Raw genomic sequence first — 24725 nt, forward strand, 5'->3', positions numbered from 1 at the left:
TTGCGTGAAAGCCTCGCTCCGCGAGGCTTTCACGCAACAAACATAATCGACGCACTTGAGAATTGAATTTAAGCCCGAGGTTTGTTGTACCAAACTAGAACCCCCTGTAGTCCCCCTTGGCAAGGGGGACGGCGACAGCCAGGGGTTAAATAAAACGCAGCTTCACATTAAATCGGTATAGGTGCATACGGTTATAGCCGTCGAGGGGTTGATTAGGACAAAGGTTATGTGAGAACCCGCGCTCTGCGCGGGTTCTCACATAACCTCCTGATTTAACCGTCTCGACGGTTGCTATATAACAAAGTTTTGTAAAGTTCAGGTCTGTGTCCCCAAAAAAATAGGTCTAAACCAAGAGAGAAAAGTGTCCCCTCATAGCGTTCAGGACACCACTGATGAATCACTTTTCCCTCTTGATGAGTTTTCTGCGCGATCGCCAAGCTTTCCTCGAAGACATCTGCAAAGGCAAGCGCATCGAAAGTAAAATCGTCTCGTTGATGATTTGTAGCTCTACTTTTTTAGCCTTGTATGGTGCAATTCTTGGGTTTTCCAGTGGGTGGCTGCAAGTATTGGCGTCTGCGATTAAACTCCCTGCTTTATATCTCATCACCCTGATTATTTGTTTGCCTGCACTCTACTTTTTTGAAGTAATTTCTGGCTCATCTCGCACGTTTGCCCAATACCTGGCATTGCTTTTGGCTTCCACCTCTGCCATTAGCATCATGCTGTTTGCCTTTGCACCAATTGCACTATTTTTTCGTCTTTCTTTAAATGACTATGCATTCTTTAAATTTCTCAATGTTGCTATCTTTGCCTTTACTGGATTCATTGGGGTGAATTTTTTCTATCGCGGTATGGTGTATATCACCGAGTATGATGCCCGAGACCGTACGTCACGCGAGCCAGTATTGGGGGATGAACCGTCGATCAAAGCAAATCCTCAACGCTTGAATATTGTCAGAACCTGGTTGATTCTCTACGGTTTCGTCGGCAGTCAATTGGGCTGGACATTACGCCCCTTCTTCGGCGCGCCTGGTCAAGAGTTTGAAATCTTTCGTCCCCTGGAAAGTAACTTCTATGCCCACATCTTCTTCACGATCACACGAGCCTTAGGGTTCGGGCATTAGTAGCGTTGCTTCAATCAATCATCCCATGGAGAAATGAACGGTGGATGTAGATCCAAATCTAAATCAATTGCACATTGCGCCCGAAGAGGTCGATGAACTGGGTGGCTTAGATATTGCTGATCGAATGGCGATCGCCATGTATAGAGTGATCCAGTATAAACACTTCAAGCAATGGTTTTCGTTGCTATTTATGGAAGGGTTTGTCTTGATTCTCGGTCTGATTTTTATCATGCCGATTAACCTGATTGCCCTACGGAATACTGGGTTAATTCCACATGACCAAAGCGAAATAAGACAACTCTTGCTGGGGTTGTTGTTAGAGACTGTGCTGATTGTGGTGCTGTGGAATGTATATCTTTGGCAACAGGCTCAAAAAAATCAGGCGATCGCTAAATTGATTTATGAAATTGAGAAGTTTAACGAAATTGTAAACGTCATTCAGTTTCTGGATCAGTTAGAGTCGATTGAACCCTCTAAAATGCACAGCGATCGCTTACAAAATCGTCATGAAGTTTTACGAGCGTTGCAAATCACAAAAGATACCTTAGTTAACGCTTTAAAAGCACAAAAAATGATGCGTAGTCAGCAAGGATTAATCAATCGCCGCTATGACCTCGTTGCAGATCTTGAAACCAACCTGACTGCATTAATGGCTCTCAGTTTGAATAGCCAGGTAGACGACTATAGCAATCTTTTGAATCAGGCTTTGCAAATCAATCTGAGTGTGCATCGAGAAATACAAAAGCTATAACCCCATTACCCACCTTACGCCCACTCGCCATGAAAACATTTGTCCATGTTCTATGCAGTGCTATTTTTTGGATCTGGAATCTGATTTTTTTGCTGTTCATTTACGTTGGCTTTGTCCAAGCGTTTGGGTTAGAACTCTTACAAGATGCCCTAGCCGGAGAAATTCCTGCCACGATTCTCTTGAGCATTGCCGGACTGATTGGGGTGCCCACCCTTTGCACCTTCGTCGGTTGGTGGCGCTTACGCAAACATCCTGTTTTGCTAATGCGCTTGTTTTATGGGGTTGAAGCACCCATTGTTGCTCTCTGCTTACTGCGGTTGTTCATCATCCGGGATCTGACTCCTGCCAGTAGCCAGATTCTGGGAACGCTTGCCTTTTGTATTTTGACATTTACCGTAGAACTGCTGTGTGGCTATGCAGCACAGCGACAAGGGCTTGCCTGGTTGCAGATGTTGAGCCATACGCTGTTGTTGATTACGGGTGTTTATGTCGGCACGTTGCTGGCATTTTACACGGTGCCAGCGCTCTGCGTTTTTGTCTATGCTTTCTTCCAATTTCATTGGCTAACGGTCATTTGGGATGCGCTCAGCCTGGAGACATTGTATTGGATCTGGTGGGCGATCACCTTTATGTTTTTATTTGGCTTGAGCTGCACCCTATTTTTCGCCATGCCTTTCGCCCTGGTGAATATGTATACACGTTCCTGGTGGCGAATTTTCTCAGCATTTGAGAAGCAGTACGGCACGCTTAAGGCAAAATTAGCTACGTTTTCCGTTGCGATCGCCTGGTTCCTTATCTTTGCTCTGTTGCAACAACAACCCCAAGTGCAAGCATTTCAACTCTTGGACAAACCTGCTGTAACTAATAGCGATCGCCAGGAGTTAATCACTCAATCTCGTTCTATTCGCGAGGGCTTGCTGAACGCCTATCTTTCTTCCTACCGCTACCTCAGTCCCTGGAAAGAAAGCAACCAACTGGGAAAAATGTACCGGGATGTGTTCGACCTTTCAGAGCCGCAAGCGCAGTCCTGGCAAGAGTTTCACAATCATTGGCTATCCCCGTTTTTGTATCAGGGCGATCGCTCCGATGCTGACAAAGCCGCGAACCTCTATGCCGAATTTTTCGATGCCCCGATTCAACGAGCAGAACGACCTGCCATCAAACATGCGCTGGAATCAACCATTAACCGCGATGAAGTCCAAGCGGGTTTGCTCAACATCGATCAAAAAGTTGTCCAACTTGTCCAACAGCAGGTCCATGTCCAAGAGCATGGGGACTGGGCAGAGGTAGAACTGTATGAGCACTACCAAAATCCTACATTTCTCGATCAAGAAATTTTCTATTCCTTTTCCTTGCCCGAAAGTGCCGTGATTACGGGAGTGTGGCTGGGTGATAATCCGAATCTCGATCAGCGCTTTCGCTTTACCGTTTCACCACGGGGTGCCGCACAACAGGTTTACAACGGCGAAGTCGAACGCAGCAACTTTACCATTGCAGACGATCCAGCCTTGCTCGAACAGGTTGGACCGCAGCAATATCGCTTACGCGTATTTCCCATTCCCGCTCAAGAAACGGAGACGCTGCCTGGACAATTACACCTGTGGATGACCTATGACGTTATGCGTCAAGCCCAGGGGTGGGCGCTACCTCATCTCGCTGAAAAGCGTAATGTATTCTGGACTAAGGATCTGGCGCGTCATCGTAATAATAACCCGGTAACCGTTGCAGACGATACCTGGTTAGAAGACTACTTGCCTGTGCAAAATTCGCACGTCTCCGATACGCTTGAAGCGACCTTCCCAGACGGACATCGTGTCTTTGCGAAAGCGTTAGCCGCACCCGACTATCACCTACCTCACGCAAAACAGATGGCGTTAGTGTTGGATAGTTCGCGGAGTATGAAAACCCATACACAAGCATTATCAGATACGTTTCGCTGGCTACAACAAAACAGCATGGACGACGACGCTGATGTCTATCTAACAGCATCAGCTGGGGGCAGTCCAACTCGGATTGATGATCTCACGTCATTTAAGCCAGAAACCGTAACGTTCTATGGCTCGTTAGATATCTCTGAGATGTTGCAGCAGTTTGTTCAACTTCAGGGAGACACACCCTATGACGCTATTGTTTTAGTGACCGATGAAGGCAGTTATGAACTGGCTCAGGATCAAACAGACCTATCTGCGATCGCCAGTCCCCTCTGGGTTGTTCATCTGGGGGATAAGCTACCCATTGCCTATAGCGATGATGTTTTGCAAACCATTCAACGGACTCAAGGGGGTGTATCGACGGATGTGTCGGCGGTGTTACAGCGATTAGCCACAGAATCGGCGCTGGGGCAATCTGTAGTCAGTGTTATCGATGGCTATGCCTGGTTTGCTGAATCAACAGATGCGGCATTAACGGATGTTCCGTCAACAGATTCACAATCGACAGATTCACAAGCAGCAGATTCACAATCAACAGATTCACAAGCGGCTGAACCCTTACCCTCCTCAGGGATGGTGGGACTGCCAAACCATGCAAACAATGGGTTTGCACCATTAGCTGCTCGTCAGCTGATCTTGAAACTCAGCCGCGAAAAAGATATGACTCAGATCGCTGCATTAGATGCTGTTCATGCGATCGCCAAACAAACGGAAATCGTGACACCCTACTCATCTATGCTCGTCTTAGTGAACGATCGCCAGCGAGAGTTACTCCAACAAGCTGAAGCAAATAGCGATCGCTTCGATCGTGAACTAGAAGATGGTCAGGAAACATTAACTCAACCCAACAATCCTCTTAATGTCACCTCTGTGCCAGAGCCTGGAACGGTGATTGGTATGGGTGTAGTGGCGATCGCTCTAATCTTGACTCGCCGCCGCTCTCGATCTGGAACGCTAGTTCCCCTGAGCCGCCGCAGCTCTCTCAAAAGCGGTGCAATAAGGAATTAGATCTTGTAAGAGAGCCACGCTTCGCGTGGCTCTCTTACAATAATCCTGGACTTCACCCCATTGAGGCTTGCTACAGGCTCTAATGTGACTTAAAATACCACTCCTTCCCTGATTCCATCCGAGAATGTGCCCTATCAAAATAGATGTAGGACTTTTTAATAGGGGCATGTACGAATGGTAGATGTTCGGACGGATCGGACTGGAGCGGAGGCGATTGACCAATCACAGGCAGGAGAAGACTATCCCCTGACAGCCGTGCCTATGGATGCACGCAAACCCATTTGGTCTTTGGCTCCTCTGCTAATTGGTTTTGCTTTAGTTTCCACAACTCTCTTTGCCGGTGGCACGATTGGACCCGCCTTTCGCTTTTCAGATATGTTGGCGATTGTTCTAATTGGCAATCTCGTACTGGGAGCCTATTGTGCGGCACTCAGTTACATTGCTTATAAAAGTGGTCTGACGACGGTATTAATGTCGCGGTTTAGCTTCGGTAACGTCGGTTCGCGGTGGGTCGATTTTATCTTGGGGTTTACCCAGGTGGGTTGGTACGCCGTCACCAATGCCTTCGTCGTTGATGCCCTGGCTCAAATTGTTGGCATCCCTGATTCGCTCAAGTGGCTGGCAATTGTCTTTTTTACCTACGCCTTTTGTGTCACGGCTTACATTGGCTACACCGCGATGGATTGGCTCAGCCGTCTAGCCGTACCTGCCATGCTAATTCTAATAGTAGTTAGCTTGCTGATTGGCTTTAGAGATGCCGGAGGTTTAGCGGCGCTTCAAGCGATTCAGCCCACCGAACCGATGCCATTTGGGGCAGCATTAGCCGTCGTCATTGGTACATTTATTTCAGGTGGAACTCAAGCCACTAACTGGAGTCGTTTTGCAGACTCTGCCAAAAATGCCATCGGCAGTACCCTGCTGGCTTTCTTTTTTACGAATGGTTTACTCGTGTTCACAGGTGCGTTCTGTACCCTGGTATATGGCAGTGAAGATTTGATTCAAGCCATGGCAAAACAGGGCATCTTGGTGGCAGGTGTGATTCTTTTGATTCTCAATGTGTGGACCACGCAAGACAACACCATCTATGCCTTTGCGGTGGCTGGAAATAACTTTTTCCGTACCACCAAACGTCATGCCTTTGTTTTGGGTGGAGCTACGTTCGCCCTGTGTCTGGCGCTCAGCGGCATTTATGAGGGCATGATTAATTGGCTGATTTTACTCGGCACGGTCATTCCTCCGGTGGGTGGTATTGTCATGGTCGATTTTTGGCTGCGTCATCGGGGTCAGTTTCCTTCGTTAGAAACCCGCTTGCCTGCCTTCAATTGGGCAGGGGTCATTGCTTACATTGCAGCCGCCTTAGTCGCCCATTTCTCTAACCAGTTTAGTTTCGGTGTCGCTCCTTTGAATGGCGTTATTTCTGCTGCTATTTTTTATGCCATTTTGATCAAAGTCATTCCTCAACCCATTCAAGACTGATCCAGCGATCGCGGGTTGTATAGCGGTGTGCAAGTTCGTTAAGTACAGAAACGGTGTTGTGGGGCGCGGAGCGCCCCACAACACCGTACTGAATCAACCTGCACAACGCTATATGTGGGTAGATTGTGAGTGATATGTGGGAGCTGCGCTCTGCGCGGCTCCCACATATCACTATCGTGGACATCGCGCCATTAAAACTTGCTCTCCCAAAACATTATTCACGTTATGTTTATGAGGATACCGACCTGAATCAGGCTACTTTTTTGCGGGTGGGGTGTAGAGCTTTCTTAACTAATTCTGGGATTTGAGAGGGACGTTCTGCCAAAGGCACTTTAGCCCGTTTGAAAGCTGAAACTTTACTTTCCGGTGTACCGACTTCAACCCCCGAATCGGATATTTTTGCTGCCACGATCGCCCCGGCATGTCCCATCAGCCGACCTTTTGGCGCAGTTCTCCCAGCGATGTAAGCTATAACGGGTTTATCAATAGCTTCGGCAATGTATTGAGCGGCAACTTCTTCACTATCGCCACCAATTTCACCGACTAACACGATCACGTCTGTATGCTCATCTTCTTCGAGAATTTGCAACCATTGCTGGAACGACGACCCGACAATGCGATCGCCACCAATGCCCACTACAATGGATTGTCCAAAGCCTGCCTGGTTTAGCTCATGGGCAATTTCATAGGTTAATGTGCCACTGCGGCTGATAATGCCAACTTGACCGGGTGTATAAACGTCTGGTGGATGGGTACCCAGTAGAATTTTTCCGGGTACGATAATGCCGGGAGAATCGGGACCGACCACTAATGTATCAGTGGCTTCGGCTTTGCGGATCAGGCGCACCATATCCAGCGGCGGAACCCCTTCTGTAATTAAAATAATTTGCGGAATTCCAGCGGCGATCGCTTCTAACGCGGCATCTAAAACCAGATACGGTTCTACAAAAATCACGGTGGTATCGACCATGCCCACAGTGGCGATCGCCTGTTCTACCATGTCAAATACAGGCACCCCTTGCCAATCGGTGCCGCCGTTCCCTGGACACACCCCTGCCACAACCGGGGTGCCATAGGTCAGCATCAACGGGACATATGCCCGTCCGAGTGGTTCAGTAATACCCTGCACCAAAACTTTGCTATTTGCAGTAAAGTTCATGTCCTTTCCCCTCAGCATTAAACCGTTTTGGCATGGCTAATCACAACGACTTTAGCGATCGCCTCATCTAAGCTGTCTACTAATGGCAATTCTAGCTGCATCAGCAGATCCCTGGCTTGCTCTAACTGACGCCCAACCAGGCGAATCACCAACGGTGGCAAGGTCACATTCGGACGCGATCGCCGTTGCAGATAGGTCACCAGAGTCTCTGCCATTTGTTCGCAGGAGGTAACGTTGCCAAAGAGATTAACCAGAATGACGCGAACATTGCGATTTTGCGACACCAGTTCTAACCCTTGCCGTAGCCGTTCTTGCAACGTATCGGGGGGGATGTCATGGCGAAACTCACCCCCCAAATTCAGAAAATTTGCGGGTTTTCCACCTGCTTTATACACCATATCGAGGGTCGCCATCGTCAGCCCTGCGCCATTACAGACAATGCCAATATTGCCACCCAATTCCACCAAATCTAGACCTAAATTTAACTCTGCCCCATTCACCGGGATTTTGGCTTTCAGTGCTAGTAGGTCAGGATGCCGTCCCAATGCGCCATCATTCACCGACACTTTGCCATCCAGAGCCATCAGTTTTCCCATGGGGTCAACGGCTAACGGGTTGATTTCGATCAGGTCTAAATCTTTGTGAATAAATAGCCAATACATTTTTTCCAGGATAGAACTGACCGAGGTAATCAGCTCGCCCTGCAAATTCATCAAAATCGCTAACCGACGCGCATAGAAGGGTGAAAATTCTTGATCGACAATCACCTGCTGCATCTGCTGAGCAAACGATTCGACTTCTACGCCACCCTGACGGGAACCTAACAGCACCGGACGGCGCGAAGACTGATCAATCACAATTGCCAGGTAGAGTTCTTGATCGGGGTCGTATTTTGCTTCTGCTAATACAACCTGTGGATATTGCTCCATGATGGGCAAATGGAAAATTGCCTGAGCAGCGGCAACCGCATCGATCGTATTTTCAACAAACCGGATGCCCCCGGCTTTTGCTCTGCCTCCACTATAGACCTGAGACTTGAGCACAACCGGATAAGGGATTTTTAAGCCTTTTAAGTCTCTCGGATGGTCAATGCACTGGGATGGCAAAATCGGAATGCCAACCTGCTGAAATAGCTCTTTTGCTTGATATTCGAGGAGATTCATAGAAATTTAGAAATTGAGCAGCACCCCTGCAACGGGAAATAGTTGTACCCAGCTTAAACAGAGCAGCTGATTCCGCCATTCGAGGCTGGAGATTAAATCTATCAATTTAAGAATGCCCATTATGAACAATCTACTCGATTTAATCAACCATCTAACCGTGTATGAGTCGATCAATTCCGTTGTCAAAGTTACTTCTGTACCTTTTGGCAACGATAAAAATAAGGGTCTGAGTCAGTCAGGGAACCGTCTGGTCAATTCAACGGAGAGGGTGGGATTCGAACCCACGGTCCCTTTCGGGACACTCGATTTCAAGTCGAGCGCATTCGACCACTCTGCCACCTCTCCAGGCATATAAATTGGCGGGTTGCGTCTTTACCCAACCTTAACCAATTGTAGGCAAGTAAGGGCATTTTACACCAAACTCAGGCAAACTATCCGCTGCAATGGCACGGATGATACCGATTGTAGAAATAACTTCACTCCGCGCGGCGCTCATACCCAATTTCATAGCCCAATTTAGCAACGCCCGAAATCTTCCATTTTTGCCTGTAGTACAATGTAGCATGGGTTGTATTTAGGATGACGGCGATCGCTCACTCCCCCAAGGGCATTGCTGAATCCCGCTCTTACAGCAATTTTCAATTGCTTAAGCCACAGATTTTTTGTCGTGTGCCGCGCTCTGCGCGGCACACGACAAAAAATCTAAACATATCCAAGCGCAAAGCGCTGTAAGCAATAGCACGTTATCACTGGTAGGGGAGATAAGCAGAGAGCATGGAAAAAACTCGACAGGTCAAAATTAGCAAATATCTCAGTAAGCATCTGCGACATACGCCCGATCGCCTGGGTCTAACCTTAGCTCCGGGAGGGTGGGTGACGGTGGATGAGTTGTTATCGGCGTGTGCAGCACAGCGGTTTCCTATTACTCGCGCAGAATTAGAGGACGTGGTAGCAGCTAACGACAAACAACGGTTTTCATTTGATTCAACAAAAACACGGATTCGTGCTAATCAAGGGCATAGTGTTGATGTTGATTTACAGCTGGAACCGCAAACCCCTCCAGATGTTCTGTATCACGGGACGGGCGAAAAATCAGTCTCCGTAATTCAGCAATCTGGTTTGGTCAAAATGGCACGGCATCATGTGCATTTGTCGAAAGATGTCGAAACTGCTCGCAAAGTTGGCATGCGGCATGGTCGCCCCGTGATTTTTGCCATCGATACAATAGCAATGCAACACGCCGGGTTTATTTTCTATTGCTCAGAAAACGGAGTTTGGTTAGTGAATGAAGTTCCACCGGAGTATTTAGCCGTGCTGAAGGCTGAAGATTGAGAGTCGTGGGTTGAAAAAACTACTTCTTTTAAAGGAGTGATAGCAGAGCCGTTGCTCTCTTAAAAAGAAGTACATTATGAATTGCAAAGGAGCAAGTATGACTATTTACTTTTATGTTGAACGCGAAAAGCCTTACGGTTGTTTTTCAAATTTTTCAGCGCATGGGTTCATGTTAGATGACTTATATTGGGCAACCAGCGAACATTATTTTCAAGCCCAAAAGTTTGTCGGCACACCGTACCTGGAGCAAGTGCAACAGGCTAAAACACCGAAAGATGCGGCTAATTTAGGTCGCGATCGCACCTTGCCTTTACGATCGGATTGGAACCAGGTGAAGGATGATGTCATGCGCCGTGCGGTACTGCAAAAGTTTAAAACTCATGCAGATATCCAAGACATTTTGCTGGCAACAGCGGATGAAGTATTGGTAGAAAACTCCCCGATTGATTATTACTGGGGATGTGGCAAAGATGGCAGTGGTGAAAATAAATTAGGCCTGATTTTGATGGAAGTACGAGGCATGTTACGCGATGGCAATTTGTTTCAAGCCCGTTGAATTGTCTGATAGTGAACATCTGCTGGTGCTGATGCAAGAGTATTACGACTACGATCGCCATCCATTTGATGGGGATTGGGCGCGTACGGCTGTGACAAAACTGGTGGATCATCCAGAATGGGGACGTGTATGGTTTATTTGCCGTGATCAACAGATCATTGGCTATGTCGTTCTGACGCTGGGCTATAGCCTGGAGTATGGGGGACGAGATGCCTTTGTGGATGAGGTGTATATCCGTGAGGGCGATCGCGGACAGGGCATTGGTCGCACCACCTTTCAATTTCTAGAAGATGTGTGTCGATCTTTAGAGGTGAATGCTCTGCATTTAGAAGTAGAACACAGCAATCTCAATGCCCAGGCGGTCTATCGCAAATTAGGCTTTATCGATCAAGACCGTTATTTGATGACACACTGGCTGGTTTAGGCTATGAAATTTGGATAGGGGTATGCATGTAATGATTTCTTGTAGCGCGGGCAACGCCCGCGCCACAAATTACATTTCTAGGACAACCGAAATTGGGTGGGAGTGCCGCGCGGAGCGCGGCACTCCCACCCAATTTCATAGCTGGATTATGTTAAGGCGCATCTGAGGAATGATATGGTTCTACAGAGATAGAGAAAATGTCTGCGATCGCTTTTATCAATTCCCTGTGAATCAACCCCTCTTCCATCAACCATCTACTCCAACCGCCTGGCAAGGCAAACTAGAACTCGCCTTTACCCAAACTCAAAGCGGCACTCAATTGGCACGGAGTTTTATGCAGGCTCCGCTAAAAGTGCAACGACCGTTTTATCCTGAAGGTGCTGCCATTTGCCATGTGGTGACGTTGCATACGGCTGGCGGAATTGTTGGGGGCGATCGCCTTTCGAGTACCATTGAGCTGCATCCCCAATCCCAAGCCCTGATCACCACAGCGGCAGCGGCAAAAGTCTATCGCAGTAATGGATGCGAAGCCTCTCAACAGACACAGATTCGCCTGGACACGGGTGCCTGTCTGGAATGGTTGCCTCAGGAAACCATTGTGTTTGATGGAGCCATCTATCAGCAAGATTTGCGGGTTGAGCTAGGCACTGATGCTGTTTGGCTGGGGTGGGATCTGGTGCGATTTGGGCGCAGTGCCCGCCAAGAACGCTTTGCATCGGGCACCTGGCGATCGCGGACTGAAGTTTGGCAGGGCGATCGCCTGATATGGGTCGATCCTCAATATCTGCAAGGAGGATCCGAGATGCTCGATAGTCCTCACGGGTTAGCAGGGTATCCCGTTGTCGGCAGTTTTGCGTTGATTGGGCGATCGGTTTCGGCAGCATTGGTCGAACGGATTCGCCATGAAGTCTGGAGAATTCAAGCGTCGCCATCCACCCCAACCTCGGATCATGAGGCAGGAATCAACGCCCACACAGCCAAACCTACTTCATCCTTTATTCCAGCTGGCGAGAATCCACGACCTTTGCCGCATCCTTCATCGTCTGCGTGTTTCGGTGTAACGCGGTTGATGACGGGTGTGCTCTGCCGTTACCGGGGGGATTCAACCGCCGAGGCGCGGCGTGGATTTATGGCAATGTGGGATCTGTTGCGAATGGACGTGTTAGATCGTCCCGTGTGCAAACCCCGGATCTGGCAGCTTTAGGGTCGCCAAACCTCTTTCAATAAATCCAGAAATGCAAACACCGATCGCGGCAAAATCGTCTCTGGCAAAATGGCTACCCCAATGACTCGTTCCAGGGGAATCGGTAGGCTATGCAATTGAATGCCATCGAGAATGGGTTCTGCTGCCAATCGTGCCATGATTGTCATCCCCAAACCTTGCTTGACCATTCCCATGACTGTAGAATCTTCTCGCACTTCATAGCCTACGTTTAGCGTGTAGCCCTGCCGGGTAATGTGATCTTGAATTAACTTGTTGTGTAGGGCACTGCGCTGATTCAAAATGGCAGGAAAACACGTCAATGTCTCCCAGCTCAGGGGGGCTTGATCGGTCAATGTGTTGGGTGGCAAGAGGGCAACAAATTCATCACGCAATAATTCCCACGTTTCAAAGTCGCCTATCGTAGGTAGCATCGTAAACCCTACCTCGGCACGACCATCCTGGAGTGCTTGCTCAACATCGGCATAGCGATCGTAGTCACTAATGGCAATGCTAATGGTTGGAAACTTAGCCCGAAATTGTTCGATTACCGGCGGCAAGATGTTGCTGGCAATGCTGCGGACTGTTGCGATCCGTACTTGCCCATTCTCTAAACCCTGTGCCAGACGGGCTTTGTGCTGCATGACATCGAGTAATTGCAACACTTGCTCTGCATCTTGAATGAGTTGCTGCCCTTCTGGAGTCAATACCGCTCCATGTCGTCCCCGAAGAAACAACATGATGCCCAACTCTTCTTCTAGACTGGCGATCGCATGACTGACACTCGACTGCGACAAGCCGATTTCTAAAGCCGCAGAACTAAAATTACCCTGGTGGGCAACCGCCACAAATGCTTGGATTTGAGAGATTTTCAATGCACTATTATCGATAACATCGATGGAAGCCATCTAAATTATATTTTGATTTTCGACCCAACGATTCATACAGTAGAGTGATTGGCATGGCTGAATCCAACTGAGAAATAGCGTAGTCTTAAGGATCATAGATTTAATAAAACCGAAGATTTATTTTTGGAAGCGCGGCGGAGCCGCGCTTCCAAAAATAAACGTCCGGGTTTTAATGAATTTGTGATCCTAAGTAAAAAATCTTTGATTGACTTCAAATATCCTTGTCGAAATCCTACGTCTTACAAGATTGGATGGCTCCAATACAAGATCCGTCAAAATCAGATTTATTCTGCTTCAGGAGTCCAGTAACCCATGATCTCTAGCGCCGTATCGATTCGAGCCGCAACCGTGAATGATATAAATACAATTCTTACATTAATTGACTTGAAAGCAGAGTTTGATGGCTGTCCTGATTCTGTAGAAGCCACCCATGACCAATTAAAAGCCGATTTATTTGGAACGCATCCCTTAGCCTGTATCGTATTAGCGGAAGTTGATGGCAATCCGATTGGGTTTGCCAGCTACCATCGAATTTATTCTACCTTCCTGGCTAAACCCGGACTCTGGTTAGATGATTTATATCTCAAACCAGACTTTCGTCATCAAGGTATTGGTACAGCTTTAATCCATCATCTTTGTCAAATTGCCCAGGAGATGGGCTGCGGCAGAGTGGATTGGACGGTCGCAATTGCCAACGAGATAGGGATTCGGTTCTATGAAAAAATGGGCGCAACCCTGCTGCCATCCGTACGATTATGCCGATTGAATCAAGTGGCGATCGCCAAGGTTGAATCATTATATCAGGATTAAAACTGACCCGTTTTTATAGGGCTTTGTGCTTGCATAGAGGACGGGTATTGTGTGAGAGACGCGCTCCGCGCGTCTCTCACACAATACCTTGTACTTCACACTATTGAGCATTGCTACCGATGCCAATGCTTTACAGAAGTGGCAAGAGCCACCATGCCAAACCGACGCTGGCACCATTAGTTAACAGGCTGAGAATACTTGCCCGTCGCCATGAAACTGTTCTTCGACTCAGCAGCGTTATGACACCTGCTTCATAAAGCAGCACAACACCTAATCCTATCAACCGGGGACTCGAAACCCAGTGATAATAATTGAAGATCACGATCGCAACCCAGCCACATAACCCCAGGATATATAAACCGGGTAGGAGCAACGAAGACCCCATTATGCGCCATCCTTTGGGGCGCGATCGATGGCGGGATAGCATCAAAGGATAAATCATCGCGATGCCCAGATAAATAAGACCAAGGGCTAAATTCCAGGTAGTTTGCAACGAAAACAGAGTCCATTCCCAGATAAACGGAGCACTTAATACATTGGCTAAGCCAATGGCTGCAAGGGTTTCATGAATAACGTGCCGACGAACCTGCGATCGCCACAAATAGACAAACGCAACCAGTCCTTCAGTCAACAGCATTAGCATCAACCCCAGCCAAAATGAGGGGCAGAGCCACAGGATCGGATCATATGTTTTACAGGGCAGTTGGGCTGAACGCTGGCGATCGGGCGCAAGAGATAATGTAGACGCCTCAACGGTGACCAACCAAAATCCTTCAACAGCACCAGAGCGATCGCTAGCCACCTTAATTTGCATAGCATTGCTAGTTCGCAGTCGGTCAGAAAATTGCCCGATCATCTGAAACCAATCCTGATCCCCATAGCTACCTAAAGCGATCTCCTTGTCAGATGAAGAGATATCATCATCTGGTTGCGCCTCCGGTGTAGCCAACGTATGGCGGACAAATAGAAATGTCTGACTCGAACATGTATCGCGAGTCCATGAAATAGTTTTGCTAAGACAGCTTAAATCACCCGTAACGGCAGCTTGACTCAAGCAGCCTGCCTGATCACATTGTCCATACTCTGCTAAGAGAACAGGTTGTTGACACTCAGCTGTTTTGCACCAGACCAGTTGCAATCCTTCCAGTGGCGTCTGAGCCGAGGCTTGAGCAACGCTAAACCATTGATGCTCATAGGGAAAGTCGGAATTTGCTTGAGCGATCCCCGGAGATACGCCAAGCGCCAATACAGCACAAAAAAGTGCGATCGCCCAGCGAACGCGTCGAAACCCAACCCGAATTTGCCTGAACAACGGCTGCATGAGAACTACCAGGTGAAAGAATGAGAGAAATCCTGCATCCTGACTGTCCCCCTTAGATTAGTTCTAGTTTAGTCTCGATGCGATCGCCCTATCTCTCTTTCGCAGGTATTATCTTTTTTTTGGGTGGTTTTGATCTCTAACTGGTTAGACCCGTTTCACTAAGCTAGTTCATGCTTTTAGCAGAAACCAACGAACCAAACTTATTCCACCCAAAGCTATCGGTGACAGTCCCACAGCCGTGAACCAAGGCGCATCTTGTGCTGCTCCTAATAGCATGGTCTTGTAATGGTAATTCAACCAACTTCCAAGCAAAACAGACGATAAGCCAGCAACCCAAATCCAGCGATGGCGTCGGCGACTCATAAATGCCCCTACGCAGGCTAGAAGACCTGCACCAAGCGAGAACAGTAACACCCCGTAGAATATGAATATTGGGAGAAGAAACTCCATATATTTAAAGGTAAGCCTTCTGATTAACTACATCTTTGTAGACTACATGTAAATCAATAGTTCAATTTAGAGAGATCCCTCGGTTGACTGGGTGAAGTAGAGGGCGATCGCTGCCAAGTATCTTATGAATCGGAGTTGAGTAGAGGCAACTACAAATTGTCTGAGAGCATTGCAAAGCAATGCTCTCAGACAATTTCTGCGCCATTTGGATTTTTTATCGGCAGGGTATGGGTTTCAGGGCATTGTTTAGGAGTGGGATGAATTTGAACGTGAACCCTTTGGGTTCACGTTCAAATTCATCCCTCAAATCAGCAACGGCGGTTTCAGTTATCAAGAAGGGGGCGGTACCGGGCGTGGCTCAAACGCACAAATTGAGGCAGGTTGGACGGGGCACACCTGGATCAGACTAGGATTACCCAGCACCTCTAACGACTCCAAATTTGATAGAGAAGACAGCCCATTTAATCGGGTGAGGTTGTTATAGCTGAGGGAAAGGTGGGTCAGTTGGGTTAATTGAGCTAGCGGACTCGGATCAGTGATTTGATTATTACCCAGGTCGATCGCTGTTAGCCGATTCAGCACTGCCAAATCATCTACCGTTCTGATGCGGTTATTCGCCAGATTAAGTTGATTCAGTTGGCTGAGATTTTCCAGAGGCGTGACATCACTAATGTGATTGCCCAAAACATTCAATAAGGTCAGGTTAGTCAATCGGGAAAGAGGTTTGAGATCCTCAATCTGATTGCCGTCTAGCTCTAACTGCGTTAACTGAGTCAGTCGTCTTAGCGGACGTAGATCGTGGATCTGATTTCTTGAAAGGTGTAACCGTGTCAGCTGTCTCAGACGCGATAGCGGACGAATAGACGTGAGTTGGGCATCCGATAAATTTAACTCAGTCAGCTGCGTCAGCTGAGACAATGGACGCAGATCCATAAAGACGTTGCCCTGGAGAGAAAGCGATCGCAATTCAGTCTGGTAACTTAAAGGGGTCAGATCGAGGATTTGTCCCGACCAATCGACTTCTCCGGTCCAGGCAAGGCTGAGATTGTGCAGCTTTGGAAAATTTGCCAGTGGGCTGAGATCCTCAATTGGATTGAAACTGAGATTTAATTCAGTTAGCTGGGGCAGAAAAGCTAGCGGAGAAATATCTCTAATTTGATTGTTCATCAATTCGAGACGGGTCAAGTTGGGCAGGCTGGTCAAGGGACGCAGGTCAGAAATGGGTTCATACGCCCTACCAAACCAGTTGGAATAACGGTATAGATCCTCGGCAGAACCGACCATCGACAGATCTAACTCCGTCAGGCGATTCAAATAGATCTCTGCCTGGTTGCAATCGGTAGTGCCTGCCCGGAGCAACAAGAGATTGATAGTCCGTTGGGTTGCTTCAGGTAAGCCAGCTTGAGTACACCATTGAGCAAACGAAAGACGATTGAAGCTAGATTGAGTTGTTGTTGGAGTTGGGGGTTCTACTGCGATCGCCCTAGCTGGGTTGAAGATAGGTAGCAAAAGTGCGATCGCTGCCAAGTACCCCACGAATCGGAGTTGAGTAGAGTCAACAGAGGTCATAGCCATGAATCAGATTTAAAGAATCACAGTAGGTGCTAAGGGGACAATTCCGGGTACTTCACCGCCAATCATGGCAGATTGATAGTCCACCATTGTGCCACCATAGTTACGTAAAACATTGAGCAATTCCCGCTCGGCACGACGGGGCAACATCGTTTTCCAGGCTTTCAACCCTTCCATAACCGTGTCTAACCCCATGCGATCGCGCTTCTGAGCTGCAATTTCGCTAATTTCACCACGCCAGCTTGGCGGCACATACCCTAACGGCATCAAGACATCTTGCTTAACTTGATTGAGTAATGCTTCTAATCGCAAAAAGCGTTTGGCATGAAAGTCATTGACGTTTTGCTCAATCCAGGTAGCAACAGTCGGATCGCGTCGAACCCGATCGCGAAATTTTTGGATTGCCCCAAACAACGCTTGATTGGAATCTTTCACACAAGAAGCTGCCGGTGTCACGATGGTTGCACCATTACCATCGCCTGTGCGATAACGGGCTGTCATCAATGCCAATTCTTGTTTGATCAAATCCAGTGGATTGAAGATCTGTTTGTTGATGTTGTAAGGAACGGTTAATTCTGGCATCCGGATCATGACATCTGACACGGGCAGGGTATACATCCAGCCCCGCTTCAAACATCCCATATAAGAGTGCCAGCGATGTGCCCCTGCAATTGTTCCCAAACCGTTGTGGGTGTAGACTTGACGGTAAACCAGATTAAACCGCAACGTGCCGACAAACTTATCGCGCACCAATTTGGCAAACCCAAAGGCAAAGTGCCCTGGTGTAATACCCAAAGGTGGGCGATCGCCCCGTTTTCCACCACGCCATCCAAACGTATGAATCACAAGGGCTTCATCTTCCCGGATCCACAGTTCTTTAGCACGTTGTTGACGCTGAGCAAGGGTTCTTTCTTCCGGGTCATTGGGTTTGCCATTGGTATCTACCAATGTTGTTTCAACTCGATGCAGGGGCATCTCTTTCCACTTACCTCTATTGATGTAAGCTTGTGCTTCAGCCCGACCCATCACCATCTGAGAAGGTGTTAAGCGCTGCGCTTCTGCGGGTTCTAAAGCCTGGACTACAAATAAATTAGGGAAAGAATTCACTGCGACTTGACGGGCAGATGCCGTTGTCAAATAGTGCCCATAAATATACCAACCCGATACGTTTAGCGGTGATTGCTCAATATGTTTGATAGAACTTTGTTCGATCTGAAATTGCGGATGAATCGACCCTGCATCGGGCAGATTCACTACTTCTTCTGCCCCATCAAACCGCTGACTCTCAGGGTTGTAATGTCTGACACGATAGCCTTTTTCACCCACAGGTGCAATAAACTGCACCAGTCCATGCAAGATACCCCTAATTTGAATTGGTTCATCATTAATTTGAATCACCCATTCTTCACCGTTTTGCTGGATCGATAGAACGTCTAGTTCTACCTGAACATCATCGTCGGCTCTGGCTCCCGCCAATGATTCTAACGGACTGACCCGTTGCCATCCATCTAGGCGAGTCGGATGAATCAAACCTTTTGACTGACTTTTACGAGTCATTTCGTCAAACCGAATATCAATCGTCGCTTTTGCCACCCAGGATTGATGGATAGATTGCGGATGCCAACACAGCCAAACCCGCTGTCCTTCTAAATGAGAATAAGGCTCTGGTGCATTTTCGACCTGAAGATAAACACCCCCATCAGGACGACGCTCTTGAGGCAAAGGAAGAATCAAACGTCCAGTCCAGTCAGCAATCGGATGGTAGAAACGCGCGTTTGAATACATAGTCATACAAAATCCTAGTTCTGGCAGATGTGATGGTCTATCACCGTTAAACGGGCAAATCATCTCCACTCATCTTGTGAGAGCGATCGCTCCGTTGCTAAGGATCACAGATTAATTAACCTGTGATTCTTTTTGAGAGAGCGGCGGCTCCGCCGCCGCTCTCTCAAAAAGAATCGGATTTTATTAAATCCATGATCTTGAGGATAGAGCTGCGATGGATTTGAAACCGTTGCAACACATCGCAGTGGTTTTACCTACAACCCAGACTAGGTAGAAATCGAGAAGATCTGGAGAAGAATGGGCAAAAATGACCGATCGGGTGAGAAAAGATATCGCATCCTCAACCACCTGGGTGATCGCTTGGGTGAATACAGACTCCGTCACTTGGGTGAGCGATCGCCCTATCTCTCTTTCGTCAGAATGACTTGTTTTTTGGGCACTGCTCCAAAAAATAACGGTTTGGGGAGGTGCGGACAACGTCTGTGCCTCCCCAAACCATTCTTTGAATATCAAACTAAAAAAACTTTGGCTTCGTGGTGAGTGATGCAGAGCAAGACATACCACAAAGCCAAAGCTATAGGTTTATGAGTGATTGCAATTGAGTAAAATCAATCAAGCATTGCTTTTTAAGTTACGGATTGATGATGTTGAAATACATCGCCGCCACTAAGAAATTGATGGTTAAGAAAATGATCAAGCCGGGCACAACATGAGCGGCACTGGGGGTGATCCGATTTTGACCAGCACTTGCCATAAGGTTTAGCTCCTTTCTACACTGCAACTATGAATTACTCTGATTGTGGCAGCCAGATGATGTTGCTACATCAATCCAGGGAAACATATTGCTTCAGCCGAACGAAATACATCAGGTAAGCATCATCAGCCGCATGGTAGACCCGACTTGAATGGTCAAGCTAACGGTCGGTCAATCCCTCTAGCTTCTGTAATGCGATCGCCGCTGCTTGAGAAACCTGGGGATGGTTATCTTTTTCCAGATACTTGAGAGCAGGAATACTTTTCTCGGTAGGCAAGTTGCCTAACGCTTCTGCCAATCGTTGGCGAACTAACCAATCAGACGACTGGGCAAAACGAAGTAGCAGCTCGACCGTATCAACGGCTCCAATTTCACCCAGCGCCCCGATCGCCCCTTGTTGTAACACAACTTCTTCACTATCAAGGGCACTGACTAAGGCATCACGGGCGCGCGGATCTTTCAAATTTCCTAAGGAAACGGCTGCGCTAAACCGAACTAACCAGTCGGTGTCTTCGTAAAACGTGCGAATCAGGGGTTCAACCGCTCTGTTGTCTTCCAAATACCCCAGTGCGCCTGCGGCATCGGCGCGAATACCATAGTCGGGGTCGCTTTCCAGCAGATTCACTAGAATGGGATAGCAATCTTCGGTTGGCTTTAAACCCAATGCAAATATAGCCATCGACCGTACTTGCAAGCTGTCGTCATCTAATACTTTTTTAATCAAGGGAACGGCGTCAGTCGGCTCAACATCTCTGAGAGCAGCTAGGGCTAACATCCGATCTTTGGAATTTTCGCTGTCGAGTTGACTCGCAATCTGCTCTAAGGAAAATTGACTCATATTAAAAATGGTTCACATAAGTTTACATATCCCATAACAATTATATAGCAATCCCCTGGTTTCTGTGGTTAGACAGCAGATGCTGGGGGTATAAGGGGCGCTAACGTCTGCTGGCGAGGCACAATTGTCACAGGATTGACATAATCTTGCTAAGGGGATGACAAACCGATTGGGGTCTGCTATTGTAATAGCAGTGTGAGGAGCGAACCAGTCAGAGCACCGAGACGAAACACGGTCAGTCGTCGGTGCTCTTTCTGATTTTAAAAGCTTTGCAGGTTGAAAGACTGGGTTTGAACGACGCAAGAATACCATGCCATTCAACCCCAAGGCTCAGTTTGAATGATTCAGCACGGTGTTGTGGGGCGCGGAGCGCCCCACAACACCGTTTCTGTACTTAACGTTGCACACCGCTATAGAACCTGTGAGCTTAAGATTCGCTGGTCATAACCAAAACTTTTTGACTCGGTTCCGATGAGGCGGCGATCGCTTCTCGTGATACCCGCATGTATTGCACAGGTTTGTCGTATTCTGCAACTGGAACTTCGAATACGCCAACAATTTGCCCGGAAGCACCTGTATTAAATTCGCCGCAGAGAATTCGCTTATCTTCTGTGAATGCCCACATTCGGTAGGTTTCACCGGGAGGCAAAGGCGGCAGATTTTCCAGTGCAACTAAGGCTCGCCCGGTTTCTAAATCGAGTACTACTTTTCCTGTGGCAGCGGCGGTTGGATCGGTGCCCCTTAGAGCAAACGGCATGGCTGGGGTCGGGACATGGTGTTCGAGGTCATCCAATTGATGCCGCAGTTGGTAGTTATTGACGCCCAGGGCAATCACCAGCACAGCTGCCGCAAGCGAGGCAAACGATTGCCAACGGCGGATAGGACGACCCTGTTGTAAACCTGTCTGACGCCGTGAGGCAGCGCTGTGGATGGGGATGGCAGGTTGGGGCTGGGGTGGCGTAGCGGTCTCGGTGGTGGCTGAAGGGGGGTGAGTTTGGGGAATTGCCAACACTTTTGAACGCAGATGGCTGGGGGCAGCGATCGCAGGCGACGCATAGGCAAGCAGACCCATCACCTCTTGCAGTCGGTCTATCTCGGATACGAGATTGGGGTGTTGTGCCAGATATTGCTCAAATTCTAAGGTTTCTTCTGGAGAGAGCGCATTGAGAACATAGCCTGTGATTAACTCCTCCAGGTGGTCAGATAGTGGGTGTGGGGAAGAGGATGCGGGCATAGTTATCTAGCTCATCAGATCAGTTAACGATTGCCGGAGTTTAGAAAACCCCAGGCGAAACCAACTTTTTACGGTGCCCAGCGGCACGTTAAGAGATTGGGAAATCTCTGCTTGGCTCAGTCCGCCAAAATATGCCATTTCTAAGGCATGACGCTGTTTTTCAGGAAGTTCTGCCAGGGCAGCTGCAACACGCTTAGCAATTTCATCAGAGACGGCTTGATCGAGGGGCATGGTTTCTGAATTTTCTGCATATCCACCTTTACCCCAGCGTTCTAGAACGTTGAGAGTGGTTTGGTGCGATCGCACTCGGTCGATCGCCCGCGATCGCACCATCATCAGCAAAAAAGTTTTAAAGGAACCTCGCTCAGGATTATATGTACAGTTGCGCCACAGGGTATAAAACACTTCCTGAATCACATCTTCAGCTTCTTGATGATTTTTCAGAATGCGAAACGCTAAGGCGTACATGATATCTCCATAGCCATCATAAAGTTGCTCTAGGGCAGTTGTTTGCCCAGTTTTCAGCAATTGCAGCAGTTCTAGATCAGAAGTGATGATCGCCACAGAAAAAATAAACCCAATTCCATGTATCCGTCTGACAATCGCCATTGAGAGCTGATCTAGACGGTTGATGTCGTTTGCCCGCAGGGGTGTGTACGATCAACCCGTCTGATTACGTTTGAGATAGGCTCTAAGCCTATGCTAAAAGGGGGGTTAGAGGCTGCGCCTCTACATCGAGGGTTGACCTTTGCATCCCGCCCTGTCTCATACTGGCGACTGCTATATCATACGGAATCATGACAGGAATAATGCACTTTGTGCAAAAAAGCGAACATCTAGATGGGGGTGCGGGTGAGTTATCCCCGCACCCCTGATTCACCCAATCGGCTCAAGGAATAGACCTCACTGCCGTGTTGTTGCTTACGCAAGGGTTGCTTAAGAGAGAGTAGCCAACGGCTCTATAGGAGTGCATCACAACCTGCTTTCCGGAGTCTGATGCGATGGGCGATCGCAACGATCGATCGGCTCCATATTCTAGATACGGACGAGCCGACCGATTGGATCACTCTGACTCATAAATTTGATTAACCCCGACTTTTTTGAGTGGGTTCCGCCATCTCTTTACTAATCGCTGAACAGGTCACCTGTATAGCGCTATGCATCGGGATAGACTACGGCTGTTGTGAGAGAGCCGTGCGGAGAGCAGCTCTCTCACAACCGCTTGTACTTCACGGAATCGAGAACGGCTACAAAGCCATTTCCTCTTGCTCGAATACAATTAAGGATGTAGTTTCCTGAATTCTGCCGGATGTTGAGCTTTGCCGATTAGATGGCAGGGCAATGCAACACGGATGGTAAACCAAGCAGGAATCGCTGATCTATTGGGGAGCAAGATGTTTATGGGCAGATCTAACGTAGGTAAAACCCTCGCTTGGGTTCTGATCTTGGCATCTGCGACCAGCCCTGCGATCGCCCATACGGTCGAAATAACAGAAGATGTTGCTGGCACCTGGCATGTGGAACCTAACCATACGCCTAAGGCTGGAGAGCCTACCGAAGTCTGGATTGCGCTGACCCGTAAAGGGGGTGCAACGTTGCCATTAGCAGAGGCAGAGTGCCAACTGGCAGTTTATAGCCAACCCCGGCAACCGGGCGACGTGCCGATTTTACAGCCGACGTTACAGGCGATCGATAGTGAACAGCATCAGGGGATTCCGGGGGCAAATCTGGTGTTTCCCAAGACGGGGCTGTATCAACTCGATTTAAGTTGCACACCCAAGACCGCAGAAGACTTTCACCCGTTTGAGATGACCTATGATGTGACGGTAGCAGAGGGTACTGCCACCCCCATTGCCAGTCCCACACCGGCGGCTAGTGAACCGACAACGCCCAATCCTACGCTAACAGAACCAACGGCGCTACCAGACCCCCCTTCAGATCCGTCGCCTCCATCGCCCCTTCCCTGGATCGGCGGTATCGCATTGGTGGCGATCGCTGCGATCGGCGGATACGTTTGGTGGCAACGAAAATAAGTAGTTCTGTTGTTAAATGTGTGGAAAGGCTCGCGAAGCGAGCCTTTCCACACATTTAACAGCCAGTTTGAAACACGACTTAATCACGATAAGACGGATCGTCTCGGTCGAGCATTCGAGTCAGCGCAATCCATTCCAATTCGCCTGTGTTATTCCAACCAAACTGTTTGGCAGTGCGATCGCAGACTGCTTCAGAAGGATGGACTAACGGGCTTCCGGTAGATTGTGCCAAAATCTGTACTTCACATGCTTTTTCGAGATAGTACAGTAGATAAAAGGCTTCAGGAATCGTCTTTCCAGCCGTCAGGATGCCATGATTCCGCAATATCATCACTGAGCGATCGCCCAGGTCTGCAATCAGCCGTTCCCGTTCTGCTAACTCCAACGCCAAGCCTTCATAGTCGTGATACGCAACCTGATCATAAAATTGCAGCGAAAATTGGGTAATGGGTAACAGCCCACATTCCAGCGTCGAAACCGCCATGCCATAGCGACTGTGTGTATGCATGACACACACAACATCTTCTCTAGCCGCATGAACAGCGCTGTGAATCACAAAACCAGCCGGATTAATGGGGTAACCATTATCTTGCAGAATATTGCCATTAATATCAACTTTGACCAGGCTAGACGCAGTAATCTCGTTGAACATCAGCCCAAAGGGATTGATCAGAAAAACCGGATCATCTCCCGGTAAGCGGACTGAGATATGCGTATAAATCAGGTCAGACATGCCATATCGATCGACTAACCGATAGGCAGCTGCAAGTTGGATTCTAAGTTCAGCTTCGCTCAGATCGGGTTTAGCTTGTGCCGTATAGGTCTGAAACGACAAATCAACTTTAGCTTGAACGGGAGATTGCACAGGCAGCTTCCTCTTAGACACTCCGTTAGG

Annotated in this window: 21 protein-coding genes and 1 tRNA gene; 10 read left to right on the top strand and 12 right to left on the bottom strand. The window is 48.2% G+C overall.

Going from position 1 to position 24725, the window contains the following annotated elements; all coding sequences use genetic code 11:
• The first annotated feature begins 392 nt into the window (after positions 1-392).
• The 4 genes from ACR6Z4_RS23725 (at position 393) to codB (ending at position 6290) form a co-directional block, all read left to right on the top strand.
• Positions 393-1124 (top strand): actin-binding WH2 domain-containing protein, encoded by a 732-nt coding sequence (locus tag ACR6Z4_RS23725; RefSeq protein WP_479719810.1) that lies wholly within the window; start codon positions 393-395, stop codon positions 1122-1124.
• A 40-nt stretch (positions 1125-1164) separates the two neighbouring features.
• Complete coding sequence (locus ACR6Z4_RS23730; RefSeq protein WP_479719811.1) at positions 1165-1875, top strand: hypothetical protein; 711 nt, start codon at positions 1165-1167, stop codon at positions 1873-1875.
• Positions 1876-1904: 29 nt separating this feature from the next.
• On the top strand, positions 1905-4814 hold the full coding sequence (locus ACR6Z4_RS23735) for a TIGR02921 family PEP-CTERM protein (protein WP_479719812.1): 2910 nt from the start codon (positions 1905-1907) through the stop codon (positions 4812-4814).
• 174 nt (positions 4815-4988) lie between these two features.
• Positions 4989-6290 (top strand): cytosine permease, encoded by a 1302-nt coding sequence (gene codB / locus ACR6Z4_RS23740; RefSeq protein WP_479719813.1) that lies wholly within the window; start codon positions 4989-4991, stop codon positions 6288-6290.
• 250 nt (positions 6291-6540) lie between these two features.
• On the opposite strand, the gene ACR6Z4_RS23745 is transcribed toward codB, so the two are convergent.
• From ACR6Z4_RS23745 to ACR6Z4_RS23755, 3 genes are all read right to left on the bottom strand, one after another.
• Complete coding sequence (locus ACR6Z4_RS23745; RefSeq protein WP_479719814.1) at positions 6541-7449, bottom strand: succinate--CoA ligase subunit alpha; 909 nt, start codon at positions 7447-7449, stop codon at positions 6541-6543.
• 17 nt (positions 7450-7466) lie between these two features.
• Positions 7467-8612, bottom strand: a complete 1146-nt coding sequence (locus ACR6Z4_RS23750; RefSeq protein WP_479719815.1) for an ATP-grasp domain-containing protein — start codon at positions 8610-8612, stop codon at positions 7467-7469.
• A 260-nt stretch (positions 8613-8872) separates the two neighbouring features.
• Positions 8873-8957 (bottom strand) — tRNA-Ser (locus ACR6Z4_RS23755).
• A 429-nt stretch (positions 8958-9386) separates the two neighbouring features.
• On the opposite strand from ACR6Z4_RS23755, the gene ACR6Z4_RS23760 reads away from it, so the two are divergent.
• From ACR6Z4_RS23760 to ACR6Z4_RS23775, 4 genes are all read left to right on the top strand, one after another.
• The gene (locus ACR6Z4_RS23760; RefSeq protein ID WP_479719816.1) at positions 9387-9944 is read left to right on the top strand and encodes an RNA 2'-phosphotransferase; all 558 of its coding nucleotides are present in this window, start codon (positions 9387-9389) and stop codon (positions 9942-9944) included.
• Positions 9945-10041: 97 nt separating this feature from the next.
• On the top strand, positions 10042-10500 hold the full coding sequence (locus ACR6Z4_RS23765) for an NADAR family protein (protein ID WP_479719817.1): 459 nt from the start codon (positions 10042-10044) through the stop codon (positions 10498-10500).
• The gene (locus ACR6Z4_RS23770; protein WP_479719818.1) at positions 10475-10924 is read left to right on the top strand and encodes a GNAT family N-acetyltransferase; all 450 of its coding nucleotides are present in this window, start codon (positions 10475-10477) and stop codon (positions 10922-10924) included. Before ACR6Z4_RS23765 ends, ACR6Z4_RS23770 begins: the two co-directional genes overlap by 26 nt.
• A 169-nt stretch (positions 10925-11093) precedes the next feature.
• Complete coding sequence (locus ACR6Z4_RS23775) at positions 11094-12128, top strand: urease accessory protein UreD (protein ID WP_479719819.1); 1035 nt, start codon at positions 11094-11096, stop codon at positions 12126-12128.
• Here the strand turns inward: ACR6Z4_RS23775 and ACR6Z4_RS23780 are convergent.
• The gene (locus ACR6Z4_RS23780; protein WP_479719820.1) at positions 12125-13033 is read right to left on the bottom strand and encodes a LysR family transcriptional regulator; all 909 of its coding nucleotides are present in this window, start codon (positions 13031-13033) and stop codon (positions 12125-12127) included. The genes ACR6Z4_RS23775 and ACR6Z4_RS23780 overlap by 4 nt on opposite strands.
• Positions 13034-13345: 312 nt before the next feature.
• Here ACR6Z4_RS23780 and ACR6Z4_RS23785 point away from each other — a divergent pair, with 312 nt between their 5' ends.
• Positions 13346-13843, top strand: coding sequence for an N-acetyltransferase family protein (locus tag ACR6Z4_RS23785; protein WP_479719821.1), 498 nt, complete (start codon positions 13346-13348; stop codon positions 13841-13843).
• A gap of 130 nt (positions 13844-13973) precedes the next feature.
• Here ACR6Z4_RS23785 and ACR6Z4_RS23790 read toward each other — a convergent pair whose 3' ends face one another.
• The 7 genes from ACR6Z4_RS23790 to ACR6Z4_RS23820 all read right to left on the bottom strand — a co-directional run bounded on the left by ACR6Z4_RS23790 (position 13974) and on the right by ACR6Z4_RS23820 (position 22406).
• Positions 13974-15164 (bottom strand): hypothetical protein, encoded by a 1191-nt coding sequence (locus tag ACR6Z4_RS23790; RefSeq protein ID WP_479719822.1) that lies wholly within the window; start codon positions 15162-15164, stop codon positions 13974-13976.
• A gap of 780 nt (positions 15165-15944) precedes the next feature.
• Positions 15945-17189, bottom strand: coding sequence for a leucine-rich repeat domain-containing protein (locus tag ACR6Z4_RS23795; RefSeq protein ID WP_479719823.1), 1245 nt, complete (start codon positions 17187-17189; stop codon positions 15945-15947).
• Positions 17190-17198: 9 nt separating this feature from the next.
• Positions 17199-18971 carry a hypothetical protein gene (locus ACR6Z4_RS23800; RefSeq protein WP_479719824.1) on the bottom strand — a complete coding sequence of 591 codons (1773 nt, stop codon included), beginning with the start codon at positions 18969-18971 and terminating at the stop codon, positions 17199-17201.
• A 631-nt stretch (positions 18972-19602) separates the two neighbouring features.
• Entirely contained in the window at positions 19603-19725 is a 123-nt protein-coding gene (locus tag ACR6Z4_RS23805) for a hypothetical protein (RefSeq protein WP_479719825.1), read from the bottom strand.
• A gap of 160 nt (positions 19726-19885) precedes the next feature.
• A complete protein-coding gene (locus tag ACR6Z4_RS23810) occupies positions 19886-20563 on the bottom strand; it encodes a HEAT repeat domain-containing protein (protein ID WP_479719826.1) in 678 nt (225 codons plus the stop codon).
• Between the two features lie 427 nt (positions 20564-20990).
• The gene (locus ACR6Z4_RS23815; RefSeq protein WP_479719827.1) at positions 20991-21797 is read right to left on the bottom strand and encodes an anti-sigma factor; all 807 of its coding nucleotides are present in this window, start codon (positions 21795-21797) and stop codon (positions 20991-20993) included.
• A gap of 6 nt (positions 21798-21803) precedes the next feature.
• Positions 21804-22406 (bottom strand): sigma-70 family RNA polymerase sigma factor, encoded by a 603-nt coding sequence (locus ACR6Z4_RS23820; RefSeq protein ID WP_479719828.1) that lies wholly within the window; start codon positions 22404-22406, stop codon positions 21804-21806.
• Positions 22407-23197: 791 nt separating this feature from the next.
• Here ACR6Z4_RS23820 and ACR6Z4_RS23825 point away from each other — a divergent pair.
• Positions 23198-23830: a hypothetical protein gene (locus ACR6Z4_RS23825; RefSeq protein ID WP_479719829.1), complete on the top strand. Its 633-nt coding sequence runs from the start codon at positions 23198-23200 to the stop codon at positions 23828-23830.
• 79 nt (positions 23831-23909) lie between these two features.
• Here the strand turns inward: ACR6Z4_RS23825 and ACR6Z4_RS23830 are convergent, their stop codons facing one another.
• Positions 23910-24665 (bottom strand): class II aldolase/adducin family protein, encoded by a 756-nt coding sequence (locus ACR6Z4_RS23830; RefSeq protein ID WP_479719856.1) that lies wholly within the window; start codon positions 24663-24665, stop codon positions 23910-23912.
• Positions 24666-24725 lie beyond the last annotated feature (60 nt).

This window comes from Calyptranema fuscum S582 (assembly GCF_055793305.1).